This is a genomic window from Microlunatus parietis (assembly GCF_013407955.1).
Lineage (GTDB): Bacteria > Actinomycetota > Actinomycetes > Propionibacteriales > Propionibacteriaceae > Microlunatus > Microlunatus parietis.
The window spans coordinates 6,937,144-6,955,284 of the sequence record NZ_JACCBU010000001.1; the positions used below are offsets into that span (position 1 = coordinate 6,937,144).

The 18,141-nt window shown below is 70.3% G+C and carries 18 protein-coding genes; 5 read left to right on the plus strand and 13 right to left on the minus strand.

The genetic code is table 11. The features are described from left to right. The first annotated feature begins 256 nt into the window (after nt 1-256). Together BKA15_RS33340 and BKA15_RS33345 are read left to right on the plus strand one after the other, a co-directional pair. The gene (locus BKA15_RS33340) at nt 257-724 is read left to right on the plus strand and encodes a methylglyoxal synthase (RefSeq protein WP_179757916.1); all 468 of its coding nucleotides are present in this window, start codon (nt 257-259) and stop codon (nt 722-724) included. Between the two features lie 13 nt (nt 725-737). Further along, nucleotides 738-1,643, plus strand: a complete 906-nt coding sequence (locus BKA15_RS33345; RefSeq protein ID WP_179757917.1) for a siderophore-interacting protein — start codon at nt 738-740, stop codon at nt 1,641-1,643. A 17-nt stretch (nt 1,644-1,660) separates the two neighbouring features. Here the strand turns inward: BKA15_RS33345 and BKA15_RS33350 are convergent, their stop codons facing one another. The 6 genes from BKA15_RS33350 to BKA15_RS33375 form a co-directional block, all read right to left on the minus strand. Beyond that, the gene (locus BKA15_RS33350) at nt 1,661-5,434 is read right to left on the minus strand and encodes a PQQ-binding-like beta-propeller repeat protein (RefSeq protein ID WP_179757918.1); all 3,774 of its coding nucleotides are present in this window, start codon (nt 5,432-5,434) and stop codon (nt 1,661-1,663) included. 149 nt (nt 5,435-5,583) lie between these two features. Further along, nucleotides 5,584-6,804, minus strand: a complete 1,221-nt coding sequence (locus BKA15_RS33355; protein WP_179757919.1) for an MFS transporter — start codon at nt 6,802-6,804, stop codon at nt 5,584-5,586. Between the two features lie 79 nt (nt 6,805-6,883). Continuing rightward, on the minus strand, nt 6,884-7,447 hold the full coding sequence (locus BKA15_RS33360) for an ArsR/SmtB family transcription factor (RefSeq protein WP_179757920.1): 564 nt from the start codon (nt 7,445-7,447) through the stop codon (nt 6,884-6,886). A 49-nt stretch (nt 7,448-7,496) separates the two neighbouring features. Beyond that, entirely contained in the window at nt 7,497-8,552 is a 1,056-nt protein-coding gene (locus BKA15_RS33365) for a sugar phosphate isomerase/epimerase family protein (protein ID WP_179757921.1), read from the minus strand. A 5-nt stretch (nt 8,553-8,557) separates the two neighbouring features. Then, the gene (locus tag BKA15_RS33370) at nt 8,558-9,184 is read right to left on the minus strand and encodes a cob(I)yrinic acid a,c-diamide adenosyltransferase (RefSeq protein ID WP_179757922.1); all 627 of its coding nucleotides are present in this window, start codon (nt 9,182-9,184) and stop codon (nt 8,558-8,560) included. 145 nt (nt 9,185-9,329) lie between these two features. Further along, nucleotides 9,330-10,346 (minus strand): NAD(P)H-dependent flavin oxidoreductase, encoded by a 1,017-nt coding sequence (locus BKA15_RS33375; protein ID WP_179757923.1) that lies wholly within the window; start codon nt 10,344-10,346, stop codon nt 9,330-9,332. A 68-nt stretch (nt 10,347-10,414) separates the two neighbouring features. On the opposite strand from BKA15_RS33375, the gene BKA15_RS33380 reads away from it, so the two are divergent. After that, a complete protein-coding gene (locus BKA15_RS33380; RefSeq protein ID WP_312879626.1) occupies nt 10,415-11,296 on the plus strand; it encodes a peptidylprolyl isomerase in 882 nt (293 codons plus the stop codon). On the opposite strand, the gene BKA15_RS33385 is transcribed toward BKA15_RS33380, so the two are convergent. Continuing rightward, a complete protein-coding gene (locus BKA15_RS33385) occupies nt 11,286-12,113 on the minus strand; it encodes a GNAT family N-acetyltransferase (RefSeq protein ID WP_179757924.1) in 828 nt (275 codons plus the stop codon). The genes BKA15_RS33380 and BKA15_RS33385 overlap by 11 nt on opposite strands. 20 nt (nt 12,114-12,133) lie before the next feature. Next, nucleotides 12,134-13,063, minus strand: a complete 930-nt coding sequence (locus tag BKA15_RS33390; RefSeq protein ID WP_179757925.1) for a hypothetical protein — start codon at nt 13,061-13,063, stop codon at nt 12,134-12,136. A gap of 52 nt (nt 13,064-13,115) precedes the next feature. On the opposite strand from BKA15_RS33390, the gene BKA15_RS33395 reads away from it, so the two are divergent. Continuing rightward, nucleotides 13,116-13,532 carry a hypothetical protein gene (locus BKA15_RS33395; RefSeq protein WP_179757926.1) on the plus strand — a complete coding sequence of 139 codons (417 nt, stop codon included), beginning with the start codon at nt 13,116-13,118 and terminating at the stop codon, nt 13,530-13,532. A gap of 1 nt (nt 13,533) precedes the next feature. On the opposite strand, the gene BKA15_RS36705 is transcribed toward BKA15_RS33395, so the two are convergent. The 3 genes from BKA15_RS36705 to BKA15_RS33405 are packed head-to-tail and all read right to left on the minus strand — an operon-like array spanning nt 13,534 to nt 14,747. Then, nucleotides 13,534-13,662: a hypothetical protein gene (locus BKA15_RS36705; RefSeq protein ID WP_281385343.1), complete on the minus strand. Its 129-nt coding sequence runs from the start codon at nt 13,660-13,662 to the stop codon at nt 13,534-13,536. A 24-nt stretch (nt 13,663-13,686) separates the two neighbouring features. Beyond that, nucleotides 13,687-14,478 carry an alpha/beta fold hydrolase gene (locus tag BKA15_RS33400; protein ID WP_179757927.1) on the minus strand — a complete coding sequence of 264 codons (792 nt, stop codon included), beginning with the start codon at nt 14,476-14,478 and terminating at the stop codon, nt 13,687-13,689. Then, the gene (locus BKA15_RS33405; RefSeq protein ID WP_179758864.1) at nt 14,475-14,747 is read right to left on the minus strand and encodes an Rv1322 family protein; all 273 of its coding nucleotides are present in this window, start codon (nt 14,745-14,747) and stop codon (nt 14,475-14,477) included. The genes BKA15_RS33400 and BKA15_RS33405 overlap by 4 nt, the downstream gene beginning before the upstream one ends. Before the next feature lie 111 nt (nt 14,748-14,858). On the opposite strand from BKA15_RS33405, the gene nucS reads away from it, so the two are divergent. Continuing rightward, nucleotides 14,859-15,563, plus strand: a complete 705-nt coding sequence (gene nucS / locus BKA15_RS33410; protein ID WP_179757928.1) for an endonuclease NucS — start codon at nt 14,859-14,861, stop codon at nt 15,561-15,563. 216 nt (nt 15,564-15,779) lie between these two features. Here the strand turns inward: nucS and BKA15_RS33415 are convergent, their stop codons facing one another. Together BKA15_RS33415 and BKA15_RS33420 are read right to left on the minus strand one after the other, a co-directional pair. Next, a complete protein-coding gene (locus BKA15_RS33415; protein ID WP_179757929.1) occupies nt 15,780-16,796 on the minus strand; it encodes a coiled-coil domain-containing protein in 1,017 nt (338 codons plus the stop codon). Nucleotides 16,797-17,029: 233 nt separating this feature from the next. Beyond that, a complete protein-coding gene (locus tag BKA15_RS33420; protein WP_179757930.1) occupies nt 17,030-18,097 on the minus strand; it encodes an AI-2E family transporter in 1,068 nt (355 codons plus the stop codon). Between the last annotated feature and the right edge of the window lie 44 nt (nt 18,098-18,141).

Sequence of the window (18,141 nt, forward strand, 5' to 3'; positions counted from 1 at the left end):
CCGGAATCCTCGGAGCGGGCGGTCGCCCGGAGAACGACTGCTCGCCGTCTCACCTCCTTCGTCCATAGGAGGTGAGGCGCCGCTCCGGGTTTCGCCGATTGATCGGGTGAATTCCGGCTGGGTGGACTCGGCGGCACGATGTCCGCCCGAATTTCGAGCCGAGGAGTTCGGTCGTCATTCACGAAGGAATTCCGCCTATTCACGGACGCAACCTCACCTTCACGCGACCGTTTCAATCCGGCGCCACACTGGCCCGATGGACGACTTCCAGGAGCTGGCGCGCCGTCGGCACATTGCGATGGTGGCGCACGACAGCAAGAAGCTCGAACTCCTCCAATGGGCCGACTTCAACCGGCGTACGCTGTCCCGGCACACCCTCTACGCGACCGGCACGACCGGGACGATGCTCACCTTCGAACTCGGCCTGGAGGTGACCCGGTTCCTCTCCGGCCCGGTCGGCGGCGACCAGCAGATCGGCGCCAAGATCGCCGAGAACGTGATCGACCTGTTGATCTTCTTCTGGGATCCGTTGGAGGCTCAGCCGCACGATCCCGACGTCAAGGCGTTGCTGCGGCTGGCGAACGTCTGGAACATCGGCGTCGCCTGCAATCGGGCCAGCGCAGATCTGATGATCTCCTCGCCGCTGCTGGACAACGGCTACCGGCCGCACCGTCCCTCGGTGGAGTCCGTACGGGACGGGTGGAGTAAACTTAGGGCAACCTAAGTCGGGAGGTCTCATGTCGTCGATCCGCCAGGCCGTACGCGAGCTGTCCAATCGTGGCGACGTGTTCACCTGCCCGGTCCGGATCGACTCCGTGACGACGATCTCGCCGGGCCTGCTCCGGATCCGGGTGACCGGACCGGGCCTCACGGACTATCGCGACCCGCGGCCGGCCGATGCGTTCAAGATCGCGATCCCGGTCGACGGCGGGCCGATCGACTTCCCGGGCCGCCGGTCCGACCGGCTTCCGGTCTGGAACGACGGGCCGCGGCCGCTGCTGCGCGCCTTCACCGTCCGTGGCGTCGCCGAGGACCGGTCCTGGCTGGACTTCGACGCCTGGTGGCACGGTGACGCCTACACGGCCGGCTGGCTCCGCCGGGCTCCGGACGGCACCGAGATCGGGATCTCCGGGATGCGCCGCGAGTTCGTTCCGGCCCTCGGCGTGGACCGGCACGTCCTGGTCGGCGATGCCTGTGCCCTGCCGGCGGTCGCGGCGATCGTGGAGTCGCTGCCCGACGGGACCGCGGTGACGGCCGTGCTCGGCGTCGCCGACGAGGCCGACCGGGCCGTGCTGCCGGAACGGTCCCGCCTGGACGTGCACTGGACGTCGAACAGCTCGCCGTACGGCAGCGACACGGAGCTGGCCGCGGCGGTCCGCCATGCGCTCCCGGAGCCGACCGGTGAGCGACTCCAGGTCTGGATCGGCGCCGAGGCCGGCGTCGTACGCGAAGTGCGCCGGTACGTCCTCGACCACGACCTGGTCGCCCGGGACGACCTGCACGCGTCGGCGTACTGGAAGGCGGGGGAGGACTCGACCGTTCGCGACGCCGCGCTGCTCACGGAGTACCAGCGGCTGGTCGCGGACGGCGCCAGTGCGACCGACCCGGACACCCGTGAGCTGGCCGAACTCGGTGCCTCCTGACCGACCTCGGTTGGTGGTCAGCGAGCGAACACCCGGCCGTCGGCCAGCACCACCAGCATCGCTTCGCCGGGCGCCACCTCGACCCCGGCGATCCACTCCGGGAACCGCCACCGCCCCGTCTCCCGGCCGGCGGGGTCCAGCCCGACCAGCAGTCCGTGATCGGCCGCCGCCAGGTAGCCCGGCTGCGGAGTCGCGACCAGGAAGCGCACCGTGTCGCCGATCTTGGCCCGGAACCGCGGTCTCCCGTCGGCGCCCAGCGAGATTGCCTGGAATCCCGTCGTGCCCAGGATGATCTCCTGGCCGACGGCGGCGTGGAACGTGCCGGCGGTGAGGGTGGTGACCTGGCCGCCGACGTTGCGGGACCAGCCCGGCACCAGTTTCCCGCCGGCATAGCGATAGCTGCGGACGTCGTTCTGCTTGGTGCCGTAGACGATCGACGGTGGGCCGTCGGCCTGCTCCAGGGTGCCGACGGCGGTGAAGCCCGGACCGGCGGCGGCGGGGCCACGGACCGAGGTCTTGTCGTCCCAGATCACCGGGTAGAAGTACTCCAGCGCGTAGGCGCCCTCGTCCCGGCCGTCGCCGTCGAAGTCGGCGAAGACGGCATCCTCGATGCCGTAGAAGTAGAGCATCGTCTCGTGCTTGATCGTTCCGGCCCAGTCGAGCCCGTAGACCCAGCGGAACTGCGTCCCGACCATCAGCCACGGAGCCTGGCCCCGGCCGTTGACGTAGCCGAGCCGGATCGTGGTGATGCCGAGCAGGTTGCCCTTGATCTCGCGCCGGGCCGAGGTGTTGGGAATCTCGCGGACCCAGCGCTCGCGGCCGTCGAGCGACAGCGCGTGCACCCGCCAGCCCTCGGTCGCCACAGTGACCAGTTGATCTTCGTCGTGGACGTGAGCGGCGATCTCGTTGACCCGCCCGCTGACCGTCGCGGACCAGACCGTACGGCCGTCCGGGGTCAGCGCGACGACCCGGCCGTCCTCGGTGCCGACCAGCAGCAAAGAGTGCCCATCACCGAACGGCGTGACCCGGTGGGTGGCGGTGATCCGGCCGGACACGGCGGCCAGTTGCCGCCAGCTCTTCGGTACGGAGGTGCCGGCGGAGATGATCTTGTCCGGCGGCGTCTTCTGATCATGGTCCGGGCGCAGCCGCTCGAGCACGGCGTCCGCGTGCCGCCGGCGCACCGCGGAGGATCCCTGGTCGATCGGCCCGGGCCGGATCGGGTCACCCTGCTCGTCGTACCGGACCAGGTCGCGGCGGACCGGGTAGGCGGCCCAGGATCCGTCGGCGAGACTGACCGTGACGATGGCCTCCTCGCCGAAGCGGTGCCGGGTTCCGGCCAGCGTGATCATGGTCGCCCCGGCGATGATCAACCGGTCCGGCCCGATCAGGTGCCACTCGCCGTCGCTGGCCAGCTCCGGCGCCTGCAGCCGGCCGCGGACCAGCCACCAACTGCGGTCGCCCAGCTCGACCTGGCAGATCCGGCCGCCCCACCGGCGCGAGGTGAGCCCCGGGTCGGTCCCGGGGCCGCTGGCGAGGACATTGACGAACCCGACGGCGTCGCCGGCCGAGCGGGCGCGCTCGGGGTGGAGTTGGCTGAGCACGGTCTCCTGATCGGCGAACGGGTACGGATACGTGCTCTTGAAGTATTTCCGGAAGTGGCCGTACCGCTCCCGGGTCTGCAGCCGGGAGTCGTCCAGGCTGTCGATGATCATGGACGCATCGCGCTGCCGGGCGTGGAACCGGTGCCCGGCCAGGGTCCCGGTGCCGAGGGCCTGCCACTGGTTCTTGATCAGGTACGAGCCGTCGTCGAGGATCCGGACGTCGTCCAGGATCAGGTGGAACCCGCCGTCCACGGTGATCACGGTCCGGGTCCAGTCGGTGCCGTTCCAGGCCGGCACCGTCGAGCGGCTGACCGCGGCGCCCTCGACGTCGGCCACCCAGTCGATCCGGGTGAACGCGCCCATCCGCTGCTGCTCGCCGTTCCGGACCACGACCACGCCGCTGTGGTGCTCCGGCGTGTTCTCCATGTAGTCCCGGTCGGTCAGGAACAGCCGCTGATGGGCCGAGTAGCCGATGATCGCATTGCCATCGAGGTGGTTGTGCCGGCCGCCGGTGAAGCCGTCCAGCATCAGGCACGGCGCGTCAATCCCGAGCCCGGCGCGGAAGGCCAGCTTGTGGAACGTCCGGTCCTGCGGGATCTCCGACGGCGTGGTCGCGGTGAGATCGTCGTACACGCCGGGCTCGATCGGGTAGGCCCGGACGGCCGGCGGCGCGGGGGCCTCACCCGGCGGGCCGCCGTCGTCGTCGAGCACCAGATAGCGGTGCAACGGAAAGTCGAGGTCGGGCATCCGCTGGCCGCTGAACGGCCCGGTCCGGGCCCGCTCCTGCAGCAGCGCGTAGAGCGGATCGCCGAACAGCCAGGTGGCAGCGTGCATCACCTGGGAGTGCCCCCAGGAGTAGACGCCGCTGTAGCCGAACGGATAGACGTCGCCGCCGCCGACCATCATCCCGAGGTTGTCGATCATGAGCGCGTTCAGGTCGGCGCTCGGCCGCAGGGTCCGGTTCAGGTAGTCCAGCTGCCCGGTGAACATGCCGTAGTCCATCGTGATCATGGGCAGGTGCATCAGGTAGTCGGCGCCCTCGTCGAGACTGATCACGGCGGTGTTGCCGGCGAAGATCATCGCGCCGCGGTCGTACCAATCGCGGGCGGCCGGAAGATCGTGGTGGCGGAGGAAGTAGTCGGCGCCCGCGACCAGCGACAACGCCGGATACGCCTCGTGATTCCAGCGTGGCGCCTCCGGTCTGGCCCTGATCAGGTACGAGTCGTTCGCGTTCGCGGCGAAGGTGGTGTGCAACGCCGCGAGGACCTGCGCCCGTTCGTCCTCGCTGAACCGGCCGTCGCCCTCCAGCACGGCCCAGACGCTGATCAACTCCTCGCCGTTGGTCCACATGTTCCGGTTGTTGTTCAGCTGGTTCGTGGCCGGTTCCGGGTGCTCGTTGACGAACGCCGCATAGCCGAGCAGATAGTGCCGGTGCAATCGGGCGAAGCCGACATCGGCCGTCAGCAGGTGCGCCTCGCCGGCGATCCTGATCTCGTTCAGCACGCTGTGCAGCCGGACCGCGTCGGCCTCGACGCCGACGCTCGGCACCAGCGAGCCGAGCAGTGCGTCGGCGTCGGCCAGTTCCCGGTTCAGGTACGCGTCGTCGGCCACCCCGTCGTTCGGCAGGGCGGCCTGCACCGCGTCGGCCAGGCGGGCCCGGTGCTGCAGGCCGAGGGTGCTGCCGTCGATCGCGCCGATCAGCGCGGTGACCGCGGCCTCGGCCCCGGCCAAGTCGCCGGCGCCAAGCACGACGGTGTTGCCGCCCAGCCCGAACGGGTCGACGAGGGTCCGGATCCAGTGCCCGCCGGGCCCCGGGAACCACGAGTCGACCATGGCGAACCGCATCCCGTAGAGCCGGGCCAGCTGGACGTTGTTGCCGAGCTGGCCGAGCAGGATCGTCGGTCCGGCCCAGCCGGTCTCGAACTTCGCCTGCTCGGGTACGGCCACCGTCGGCACCGGAACTCCGGCCGCCTCGGCGATCCCGGCGGCCAGCGCGGCGCCGAGCTGTTGCCAGGCCGGCCGGTCGGGCGCGACGATCACCACCCGGCCGAGATCGACGCCCGGATCGATCGGGCGGGGGACCGGCGTCGCCCCGTCCTCCGCCCGGGCTCGGCCGGCACCGGACCGGCCGAGGGTCAGGGCAGCGGTGGCCCCGGAACCGATGATCAAGGAACGGCGACTGAGGAGCATGGCTCCCCCTCTCCCGACGGCAGCACTGCAATCCATTGCAGTCGATCATGGAGGCGAGGGGGCGTCAATGATCCGGCCGACTTGTCTCGGCCGGCGATGCAACCGGTTGCAGCTACTCCCGGAGTGGACAGTCGTGCCGTCCCGACGCGTCATCGATCGACGAGTGATTCGATCGGGCGGAGGGTACGGATGCCCCGGCTTGCGGTGGCGTAGATCGCGGCCAGGCCGAGCAGGATGGCGAAACCGCCGAAGGCCCAGGAGCCCCCGGCGGCTTCGATCAGGAACCCGGCCAGCAATGGTCCGAGCGGGCTGAAGGCCTGCGACAGGGTGCCGAGCACTCCCATCACCCGGCCCTGCAGTGCGTCCGGAGTCGTGGCGAGCTGGTAGGCCAGGAAGGTCGCGTTGACCGCCGGCTCGAGCAGCATGAAGATCATCAGTGGCAGCACGATCAGGTAGCTCCCTCGGACCAGCACCAGGGACGCGATCAGCGCCGCCGCCAGCCACGACATGGTCATGATCAGCGCCCGGGCCGGCAGTCGGCGCTGGATCAGGGGAGTCAGAAACGTGCCGAGCAGCCCACCGGCCATGATCACGGTCTGGGCGCCCCCGATGCCGGCCGGCGGCACGCCGTTCGACTGCAGCTGCACGATGAAGGCGAAGAACACACCCTGCATGGCCACGTTGGAGAGCGGTGCCCAGACCAGAGCTGCGCGCAGGAAGGGCTGTTGCCAGACGAACGCGACGCCGGATCGCATCGACGGGAGGAAGGCCTCGCGCTGTTCCTCGCCGGCTCGCCGCAGCGGTTGGCGGATTCGGAGGATGGCGACGAGCGAGGCGAGATAGGACACCGCGTCAGCGACGAACGGTGCCCACCGGGCCAGGCCGAACAGGGTGCCGCCGAGCGGCGGGCCGGCCAGCTCGGCGGCGTAGGCCCGGGTCTGCTCTCTCGATGCGGCCAGTGGCAGTTGCTCGGTCGGCACGATGTTGCGCAACGCGGCCGAGTGGGCCGGCCCGAAGAACGCGCCCGCGGCTCCGTGGATGAGCGCGACGGCCAGCACCAACGGCATCGACGCGACCCCGCCGGCGACCGCGAGACCCAGTACGGCGAACGCGCCGGCCCGCGTGCATTGACAGCTGATCATGATCCGGCGCCGGTCCCAGCGGTCCACCAGCGCGCCGGCGGGGACGGAGAGCAGCACCCACACGGCCAACTGCGTGGTGCCGACGAGCCCGGCCTGGAACGGCGAGCCGGTCAGTGCCAACACCAGCAAGGGAAAGGCGAGCTGGGAGGTACCGGTACCGAGATCGGACAGGGCCTCACCCAGCCACAGTCGGCGGAAATCGGCGTTGCGATGCAGCGGAACGATCATCGGATCCTCCAAGATCTAAAGCAGTCACTATAAAGTGAATACTTTAGATCTGACAACGGTGAGCAGCCGGTCGACCGGCTCAGTCAGGGTCGGGGATGATCGCCAACGCGATGCGCACGCGCTGGGTGCCCTTCCGGCGAGTCCGGCGCCAGCGATAGGGCTTGGCCGCGGCCATCACGGCATCGATGAGATCTCGGGTCTCGTCCGGCGTCAGATACACCGTGCCGGAGTCGAAGTTCGCGTGGTCCTGCCACTCCGCCGGCAACGTGGCCTCGGCCGCCGCATAACGGTCGACGGAACGACGGAGGTTGTCCACGACGGCGCCGCTGAGCAGGCTCGCAGCGGCCTGCTGAGCGCGGCTCTGCAACCCCTCCACGCTCAGGCCCTGAGCCGCCGCCCGCCAGGGGTGCTCGCGGCCGTCGCGGGCCGAGTCATCGCGTTCGACGATGCCGAGCTTCTCCAGCGCGCGCATGTGATAGTTCATCGCGCTGGCTGAAAGGTCGGTCAGGGCGGCCAGCTCGGTCGACGTCGCAACGCGGCCGCCGTACAACTCGTCGATCGCGGCGATCCGCGCGGGGTGGCTCAGTGCTTTGATCGTCCGCGGATCCGTGAGCTTGAGTTGCTTCCGACGAGGGCGAGGCATGCACCGAAGCGTAGCGACGGACCCGCTGGCAGCCGCTGAACGAGAGGGGTCAGCTGGAGAAGGCGGCGTCGAACGCGGCCTCCGGCGGCGTGATCCCGTTCAGGGCGCGGACGTACGCGAGCGCCTCGGGGGCACCGGCCAGCCGGTCCATCCCGGCGTCCTCCCATTCGATCGAGATCGGCCGGTCGTAGCCGATGTGATTGAGCATCCGGAAGATGTCCTCCCAGCGGGTGTCGCCGCGCCCGGTCGAGATGAAGTCCCAGCCGCGGCGCTGGTCGGCCCAGGGCAGGTGCGAGCCGAGCACGCCGTTGCGGCCGTTGTTCATCCGGACCTTGGTGTCCTTGCAGTCGACGTGGTAGATCCGGTCCTTGAAGTCGTCCAGGAAGCCGACGTAGTCCAGGCCCTGCCAGACCATGTGCGACGGGTCGAAGTTGAGCCCGAACGCCGGCCGGTGCTCGATCGCCTCCAGGGTGGCGACCGTCGACCAGTAGTCGTACGCGATCTCGGACGGGTGCACCTCGTGGGCGAACCGCACGCCGACCTCGTCGAACACGTCCAGGATCGGGTTCCAGCGATCGGCGAAGTCGCGGTAGCCGGCTTTGATCACGTCGTCGCTGACCGGCGGGAACATCGCCACGTAGTGCCAGACCGACGAGCCGGTGAAGCCGATCACCGTCTCGACGCCGAACCGGGCCGCGGCTCGCGCGGTGATCTTCATCTCCTCGGCGGCGCGCTGCCGGACACCCTCGGGATCACCGTCGCCCCAGACCCGCGGGTTCACGATCGCTTTGTGCCGGTCGTCGATGATCGACTCGCAGACGGCTTGCCCGTTCAGGTGGTTCGAGATCGCCCAGCAGCCGAGCCCGTGCTTGGCCAGGATGTCCTTGCGGTCCTGGACGTACGCGTCGTCCTCGGCCGCCTTCGCGACATCGAAATGATCACCCCAGCAGGCGATCTCCAGGCCGTCGTAACCCCACTCCGAGGCGAGCTTGCACACTTCCTCGAACGGCAGGTCGGCCCACTGTCCGGTGAACAGGGTCACCGGGCGAGCCTGCTTCGGGTTCGCCTGGCCGGTCGCCTCGGGCAGCGTGTTCGGTGCGGTCATCGTTGTCACTCCTGAACTGTGGGATGGGGATGATCATGGTCGGTCCGGCCGGAGCCCGGCACCCAGAGAACCTCGCGCTCGGGCCCGTTGACGTACCGGGTGAGGATGAACAGCAGGTCGGACAGTCGGTTCAGGTACGTCAGCGGCAGCGGTTCCAGCCGGTCGCCCTCGGCCTCCCGGGCCGCCCAGCCGGTCCGCTCGGCCCGCCGGACGACGGTCCGCGCGACATGGAGGTACGCGGCGCCGAGGGTGCCGCCCGGCAGCACGAACGACTCCAGCTTCGGCAGCCCGTCGCCGAACTCGTCGCACCAACGCTCCAGCCGGTCGACCGAATCCTGGGTGATCCGGAGCGGATGGTGCTGGCCCGGCATGAGCTTCGTGTCCGGCGGTGGGACCGGGTTGGCCAGGTCGGCGCCGACGTCGAACAGCTCGTTCTGGATCAGGCCGAGGACGTCGCGCACCGGGTCCGGCAGCTCACCGCCCGCCAGCGCCACGCCGATCGCGGAGTTGGCCTCGTCGACGTCGCCGTACGCGGCCACCCGGAGCTCGGTCTTGGAGACCTCGGAGAAGTCGACCAGCCGGGTCCGACCGCCGTCACCGGTCCGGGTGTAGATCCTGGTCAACCGAACCATGCGACCACCCCACGCCGTTCTTCTCCTCCGCCGCGCTCCCCCGAACAACGCCGCGGGGACCCCGGATATCGCCTCGCCGCGGGTGCCATGATCAAACCCTACGAGGGCAGGGCCCGTGGCGCACCTGCGGGTTCCACGGGTCGGGTCAGAGCCGCTCGGCGAGGGCCCGGACGACGTCGGCGGCCGGCCCGGTCCGGGCCTCGCGGAAGCCGGTGCCGGCCCACAGGTGCAGCCGGTGCGGGTCGCCGGCCCGGGCGGCGGCCCGGCGCAGGTCCCGGGTGAGGTGGTGCAGGGCCGGATAGCCGTACGGGGCCGCGGCATGGTGCCGGTCGACGAACGCGTTCCGCAGCGCGCGGGCCGGGCGGCCGGTGAAGCAGTGAGTGATCACGGTCTCGGTGAAGCTCGGGTCGGCGAGGGCCTCCCGGTGGGTCGCGGAGGCGCCGCTCTCGTCGCAGCGCAGCAACAGGGTGCCGACCGCGACGGCATCGGCACCGGCCGCGATCAGGTCGCGGACCGCGGCCGGTCCGGTGACGCCCCCGCCGGCGATGACCGGCAGCCCGGTGCCGGCCCGGACCGCGCGGACCAGGTCGGGGAACGGGCGGCTCGGAGTGGCGGCGCGTGGATCGAAGCGAGCGCTGTGCCCGCCCGCCTCGACCCCCTGGACGACCAGCCCGTCGACGCCGAGCTCGCGGGCCGCCGCGGCCTCGGCCGGGGTGGTGACGCTGGCCAGCACCCGCGTCCCGACCCGCTGCAGGGCCAAGACGGCGGCCCGGTCGGGCAGCCCGAACGTCGTCGAGACGACCGGCACCGGGTCGGCCAGCAGCAGGTCGAGCTTGGTCGGCCAGGCATCGTCGTCCTCGACCGGTACGGGATCGAGGGCGACGCCGAGCGCAGCCGCCTCGGGAGCGAGCCGTTCGGCATAGCGCCGGAACTCCGCGGGGTCCGGCCGATCGTCCTGCGGCAGGAAGAGATTCACCCCGAACTCGCCCACGGGCCGGACCTCGGCCAGCAGCTCGGCGAAGGCAGCAGGGGAGAGATAACCACCGGCCAGGAACGGGAACCCGCCGGCCCCGGCGACCGCCGCGGCCAGGGCGGGCGTGCTCGGTCCGCCGGCCATCGGCGCCGCGACCAGGGGCAGGGCTGAGTCCAGGAGCCGGGCCATGTCCGCATCCTCCCACCGGCGCGCGCGTCGGCTCCGGGCCGGGCGAGGCCGCATGGCAAGGTAGGCACGTGAATCCCGTCCCGCGCCGTATCGCCCTGGCCCTGGCGGCGCTCTTCCTCACCGGTTGCGGCACCATCCCGGTCAGCGACCCGCTCAGTTCCGGTACGGCAGCGCCGGACGATCCCGCCTCGAGTGCGGCCCCGCCGAGCAGCACGCCTTCCAGCAGTCCGCCCGTAGGTCCCGGGGCACCGTCCACGCCGGCCGGGTCCGGATCGCCGGTCCCGTCCGGCTCGGCGTCCCCGTCCGGCGGGTCCACCCAGGCCGGGCCGCAGCCGCCCGCGACCGGGGGCGTGACGACCGTGCCGGAGGGCCCGGAGACCTGCGAGTATCCGGCCACCGGCACCGCGTCCAAGCCGGTCCAGCCGCCGAAGACGACCGGGGTCGCCAACGCCGGCCAGCCGGTGTTCTCGATGATGACCAACGAGGGCGAGGTCAAGCTGACCCTGGACCGGGCCAAGGCACCCTGCACGGTGAACTCGTTCGAGTCGCTGGCGCTGCAGGGCTTCTTCGACCAGACCGCCTGCCCGCGGCTGGTCGACTCGGGCATCTACGTGCTCCAGTGCGGCGACCCGGCCGGCGACGGCGGCGGCAATCCCGGCTACAGCTTCGCCGACGAGACCGACGGTACGGAGTCGTACACCACCGGCGTGATCGCCATGGCGAACGGCGGGCCGAACACCAACGGCTCGCAGTTCTTCCTTGTCTACAACGACTCCACGGGCCTGGACGCGATGGAGCAGAAGTACACGATCTTCGGGACCATGGACGCGGCGTCGACCGCGGTCGTGCAGCGGATCGCGGCCGAGGGGCAGGACGGCACGAATCCGTACGGTGGCGGCAAGCCGAACAATCCGGCCAAGATCAGCAAGGTGATCAAGCTCAGCGACTGAGCTGGAGCTTCATCCCCTCGTGGCTGGCGACGAAGCCGAGCCGTTCGTAGAACCGGTGCGCGTCCACCCGTGACTTGTCGGTGGTCAGCTGGACCAGCCCCGCGCCGCGCTCCCGGGCCCGCTCGATCGCCCAGCCGATCAGCCGTGCGCCGAGGCCCCGGCCGCGCTGGTCGGCGGCGACCCGGACCGCCTCGATGATCATCCGCAGGGTGCCGCGGCGGGACAGTCCGGCGACGAAGGTGAGCTGGCAGGTGCCGACGATCCGGCCGTCGTCCTCGACCACGGCGAGCAGCTGGTTCGGGTCGCGCTCGATCTCGGCGAACGCCTCGGCGTACCCGGCGGCGTCGGCGGCGTCGGTCTCCCGGTCCCGGCCGAGCGGGTCGTCCCGGAGCAACACGATGATCTTGCCGACGTCCGCCGCCCTGGCCCGCCGCACGATCACCCCGTCGCCGAGCGGCCAGTCCGGCTCGACCGGCTGGACGAACTCGAGCCGGTTGCCGTGCGGGTCGTCGGCGTAGAACCGGCGGAAGCCGGGCAGCTCGTCGTCGATCCGGATCGCGCGACCGGCCGCCGTCAACCGCTCCGCGAGCGCGTCCAGATCCCCGACCCGGATCGCCGGGTGGGCCTTGCGGGCCGGCCGGAAGTCGTCCTCGATGCCGAGGTGCAGTTCGTAGCCGGGGCCGCGGAACCAGCAGCCGCCGCGGGCGGCGAGCGCGGGCGGCTTCGCGATCTCGGTCAGGCCGAGCAGGTCGGCGTAGTACGTGCGGGAGGCGGCCTCGGAGTCGGGCGGGCTGGCGAGCAGGACGTGGTGCAGCATGACCACAGACTATCTTGACATCAAGACACTTTGGGTACGGGGCGCGCGGGCGTCATCAGCAGCGCCAAGAGAACCGGGAACTCGAGGTACGCGTGGTAGCTGGCCAGCGCACCGTAGAGGGCCTTGCCGGTGAAGTAGTCGGAGACGAACAGGGCGCCGAGGAAGACGCCGCCGACCGCCCCGACCGCCCAGGTCCGCCAGCCGCGGAGCCAGGGCACCCGCGCGTCGAACGCGGCCGCGGCCTCCGGCGCGTACCTGGGCAGGAAGCCGACCCAGACCACGTAGTGCATCGTCTGCAGGAACGCGAAGATCACCAACAGCCGGAGCCCGATCGTGACGGGGGCGTCCGGGGGAGCGCTGGCGGCGATCACCCGCGACCCGTCCCCGACGAAGCCCGCGACGACGCCCGGGTCGGCGACGATCAACCCGTCGGCGGCGCCGGCCAGGATCAGCGCCGGGACGACGAGGACCCAGAGCACCTGCGACGCCCGGAACCAGTCCCGGGCCGGCCCGTGGATCCGGCCGGCCCACTCCCACAGGAAGACCAGCGGCACCAGGTTGTGCAGGTGGGTCAACATCACGAAGTGGTACGAGGGCCAGGCGAACGAGCCGACCGCGGCGACGGCCAGCACCAGCAGGGCCAAGGCCAGCCGGCGGCCGCGCAACCCGTACCAGCAGCCGACGCCGAGGACCAGATAGCCGAGCCCTACCTCGGCATACCTCGCCAGCGCGGGCAGGTAGCCGGCGATCAGCCGGCAGGCCACGATGCCGCTGATCAAGATCACCAGCAGGATCAGGAACCGGCCGGTCAGGATGGCGGCGAACCGGCCGGCGACGTACCGCAACTCGAGCACGTTGTGAAGCACGCCGAACGCGATCAGCCCGAGCACCGTCAGGGCCAACGGCGCGCGGAGGGCGAGGGCCAGCGCCCCGACGGCGGCGATGATCATCAATGTTGCGAGCAGCGCCCCGCGCGGACCGGGAACGGGCAGACTGGGCACGGTGGTGGAGGCGGTGTTGAGCTGGGCCGACGGTTTGCTGCCGGCGTTCGCGCTGACCTGTGCCATCGAGATCCCCGGCTATCTGCTCGGCTGGGCGACGCTGGGCTGGCTGGGCCGCCGGGCCCCACTGCGGATGCCAGTGGCGGTCCTGCTCGCGATCCTGGTCAACCTGGCCACCCACCCGCTGCTCTGGCTGACCGTCGGGCAGCTGCCCTGGCTGGTCATTCCGCTGGAACTGCTCGCGGTCGGGATCGAGGGACTGATCGTTGCGCTGGTGGTCCGGCGTCGCTCCGCCGACCTCGGCTCGGCGCCGCCATGGGCCGGGCCGGTCTGGGCCTGGCCGGTGGCGCTCGGCGTGAACGCGCTCTCGGTGCTGGCCGGCTCCGCGCTGCTGTCGTTGATCATGGACCGGCTCTGAATCACCGGCGCAGGTAGCGGATCAGCAGTACGGCCACCACGGCGGCGATCACGGCCAGCACGACGATGATCACGACCGGGCCGACCTGGGTCGCCGGTTCCGGCGCTACGTCCAGCGGGAGCAGATGCATGGCCCCATCTTGGCGGCAACCGGGTCAGGCGGCGAGAAAGACCCGCAGGGTGGCCAGGAAGGATTCCGGCTGCTCGGAGTGCACCCAGTGGCCGGCGTTCTTGATCACGACCTTGCGGACGGCCGGGAACAGTGCCCGCATCGGTTCCCGGTCGGCGTCGGTGATGTAGTCCGACCGCTGCCCGGCCACCCAGAGCACCCGGCCGTCGTACGGCGGCTGGGTCACCTCCGGCCAGGAGCCGAGCACGTCCAGCCGGTCGCCGAGCACCTGCAGGTTCTGCTGCCAGCGCCAGTGATCGCCGTCCCGGCGCAGGTTCTGCAGCAGGAAGCCGCGGACCACCGGATCCTCGACGCACGGGACCAGGGCCTGGTCGGCCGCGGCCCGGTCGGGCAGCCCGTCCAGGTCGAGCGAACGCATGCCGCGGACGTACCGGGCGAACGGGCTGTCGCCGGTCAGCTGCTGCGGCCGCGGCGACACGTCCACCACGCACAGCCGCTCGACCAGCTCGGGGTGCCGCAGCGCGATCATCATCGCGATCTTGCCGCCCATCGAATGGCCGACCAGCGCGAACGGTTCGCCGCCGGTCAGCTCGGCCAGCCTGCTGGCGACCAGGTCGGCGACAGCGGGGTACGCCACGTCGTCGGTCCACAGCGAGCGGCCGTGGTTGGGCAGGTCGACCAGCAGGCTGCGGTGATCAGCGGAGAGCGCCTTGGCGATCGCGGTCCAGTTCCGGCCCTGCCCGAACAGGCCGTGGCAGAAGACGACCCGGCTGCCGTGGTCGCCGACGGTCATGGTGTTGAGCACTGCTGTGCTCATCGGCGACGCTGCCAGCAGGCGGTGTGCCAGTGCCGCCGGGACTCCAGGCCGGAGTCGGCCAGCCAGCCCGGGTCGTCCGGCCAGGCGACGAGGTGCGGCGTGCCGGGCCGGATCGGCTGATCACAGCCGGGGCAGCGGTACTCCTTCTCGGCCTTGGCTCCCGGCACCGTACGGACGATCCAGCGGCCGTCGCCCTTGTCCTCGGCGTGGGCGTGATGGGCTCCCAGCGGCCGGGCCGGCCGGGTGTGCTTGCTGCGGCGGCGGACCATGATCACCACAAGACCACGGCCGAGGAGTTGATCATCACGCCCTGCAGTCTGCCAGACCGGTGGCGGCGGTTCGGCTGCGGTCGAGCGGGCTCGCGCCGGTACGGTGTCCGGGTGCGTTTGGTGATTGCTCGCTGCCAGGTCGACTACGCCGGTCGGCTGACCGCTCATCTGCCGATGGCGACCAGGCTGATCCTGATCAAGGCCGACGGATCGGTGTCGATCCATGCGGACGACCGGGCCTACAAGCCGCTCAACTGGATGAGCCCGCCGTGCACGCTGACCGAGCTGCCGGCCGAGTCCGACGAGGCCGAGGTGCCGGGGCTGGAGGCGCTGAAGGCTGTCTGGGAGGTCAAGAACGCCGAGGGGGAGACCCTGCGGATCGCCCTCGCCGAGGTGCTGCACGACTCCAGCCACGAGCTCGGGGTGGACCCGGGCCTGCGCAAGGACGGCGTCGAGGCGCACCTGCAGGAACTGCTCGCCGAGCACCCGGAGACGTTCGGTGCCGGCTGGAGCCTGGTCCGGCGGGAGTACCCGACCGCGATCGGTCCGGTCGACCTACTCTGCCGCAACGCCGAGGGCGGCTACGTCGCGGTCGAGGTGAAGCGGCGCGGCGAGATCGACGGCGTCGAGCAGCTGACCCGCTATCTCGAACTGCTCCGGCGCGACCCGCTGCTCGGCGACGTTCAGGGCGTCTTTGCCGCGCAGTTGATCAAGCCGCAGGCCAAGGTGGTCGCGACCGATCGCGGGATCGCCTGCGTCACGGTCGACTACGATCTACTGCGCGGCCTGGACGACCCGACCGAGCGCCTCTTCTGATCCGGAAACCCACGTTCCCTGAGCCCGGGTCCACCGCGCCCGAACCGAAAACAGCTGATCCGATCAATCTCTGCCCTTTGACAAGCTCGGGATGCGTTGGCGCTCGAGCCCGCCAGAACACCAACGCGGCGGGTCCCGGCCGAGTGACCGGGGCCCGCCGCGTTGTTGCGTGCAGGTGGGGAAGAGTGAGGCGGGTACCTCAGAAGTTGACCGGGCTCATGAGACGTCCGCCGTCTTGGAGTCCTGCCGCTCGAGATCGGTGAAGTCGAGCTCCGGAACCTCAGGCAGCTTCTCCGCGGTCTCCAGCGCGAGCGCGGAGAGCGAGGCCAGCTGGCTGAGCATCTCCTGCTTGCGACGGCCGAGCAGCTCGTACTCGCTGCGCATCTGACGCTTCCGCCAGGCGAACTCCTGCCGAGCCCGCTCGTCGATCGTCGCGGCCTGGTGCTGTGCCTGGGCGACCAGCTGGTCGGCCTCGGCCACCGCGGCGACCTTGATCTGCTCGGCCTCGGCCAGGGCGTCGGAACGCAGCTTGGCGGCGTTCTCGGCCTCCTCGGCCAGGTGCTGCGACGAGGTCCGGTGGTGCTCAGTGGCCTCGGACAGCAGCTTGGACAGCTTGGCCTCGGACTCCTGCTGCGTGGTCCGGAGCTCCGTCAGCAGCTCGTCGCGCTCGGTGGCGACCTGCTGGCGGACGTCGGCGATCTCCTTCTCGGCGGAAGCGACGATCGACTTCGCCTTGATCTCGGCGGACTGGACCTGAGCCCGAGCCTTCCGATCGGCCTCGGTCGTGACGGCCTCGGCCTGCAGCCGGGCCGCCGTCATCAGCTGCTCGGTCTCGCCGCGGGTCTTGCTGAGCAGCTTGTCGGCGTCGGCCGCGGCCTGCTGCCGGAGCCGCTCGATCTCCGCAGTGCCGGAGGCCTTCAGCTCGGCGCGCTCTTCCGCGGCGTGCTGGTTGAGCATCTCGATCTCGGCACGGGCCTTCTGCAGTGCCTCGTCGGCCTCTGCGGTGGCCCGCTCGGTCACATCCTTGGCCTGCTCCTCGGCGATCCGCAGGATGTCGCCGGCGCGACCGCCGAGATTGGTGAAGTTGACTTCGCCACCCTTGGAGGTTTCATCGAGAGCCTTGCGGAGCTGCTCGTTCTCCTCGGTCAGATCCGCGATCTGCTGGTTCAGCTGGTCGGTCGAGCTCGAGAGGACCTCGATCCGGCTTTCCAGCTTCTGGAGTTGACTCGACACGGCGGTCGGGTCGTATCCCTTTCGGACCAGCGGAAACTGGGGGGTGGTGGTTTGGGCGAATGCGCTCACTCGAATCCTCGGGGCTTGTGGTACGTGTGGACAGGCGCCACCTGACGCCAAATGCTTTTCCCCGAGCCCGAGTCATGCTACTGAGCCAACGCCGATCCGACGAGGGTCTGCGGCGATTTTTCTTAGGATTCGCACGGAATCGGGTTCGGGAGGGCCCGCTTTGGTCAGGAAGTGTCCAACTTCGGCTGCGCGACTTCGTGCAGCAGGAGCAGGACAGCGGCAGCGGTGGGCACCGCGATCAGGGCACCCACCACGCCGAGCAGCGTACCGCCGATGAGGGCGGCGATGACCACCAACGCGCCGGGAACGTTGACCGACCGCTTCATGACGCGCGGCGAGAGCACGTAGCTCTCGAACTGGAGGTAGATCAGGTAGTAGATCACCGCGGCGATCCCGCTCACCGGGGACTGGACGAAAGCGATCACGCAGACGATCACCGCGGCGATCGGCGGGCCGATCATCGGGATGAAGTCGAACAGCGCGACCAGCACCGCGAGCGCCAGCGCGAAGTTGCGCAGCTCGGGTACCCAGATCCCCACGATCCAAAGGAAGACGAAGGATCCGATGCCGGCGCAGGTGACCACGACGAAGAGCCCGGAGAGGTACGACCCGATCCGGTCCGACACCATGTCGCCCAGTTCGGCCACCCGATCCCGCTTCGAAGCCGGCGCCAGCCGGTAGATGCCGGCCTTGATCGCCGGCAGCGAGGCGAGGAACCACAGGGTCAAGATCAACAGGGTGAAGCCGGAGAACACCGCCCCGATCACGATCTGACCGGCACCGAGGATGCCGCCGAACAGCTGATTGACCCAGGCTCCCGAACCGAGGAACTGGGTCAGGTTCGAGATCACCTGGTACTGCTGGTCGAACGCATCGATCTGCGGGTTGCGCAACAGGTCGCTCAAGATCGTCGGCGCCTGCACCACCAGGTTGGTGATCTGCTGGGTGAACACCGGCACGATGGCAAAGCTGGCCAGGCCGAGCACGACCAGCAGCCCGAGGACGACGATCAGCACCGCGAGCCAGCGGCGCCGCACCCGCTTCCGCAGCAGCTCGACCATCGGGTTCAGGCCCAGCGCGATGAACATCGCGACCAGGATCAAGATCAACACCGACCGGGCCTGCAACACGAGGTTGGCCAGGCCGAACGCGATCAGCGCGCCGAGCGTCCCGGAGAAGCCGATCCAGAACGGCGGCATCTGGAACAGGAACCGACGCTGCGGCTCGGTCACCGCATCCGGACCCGGGGTCACCTCGGCGGTCGGCGGCCGCCGAG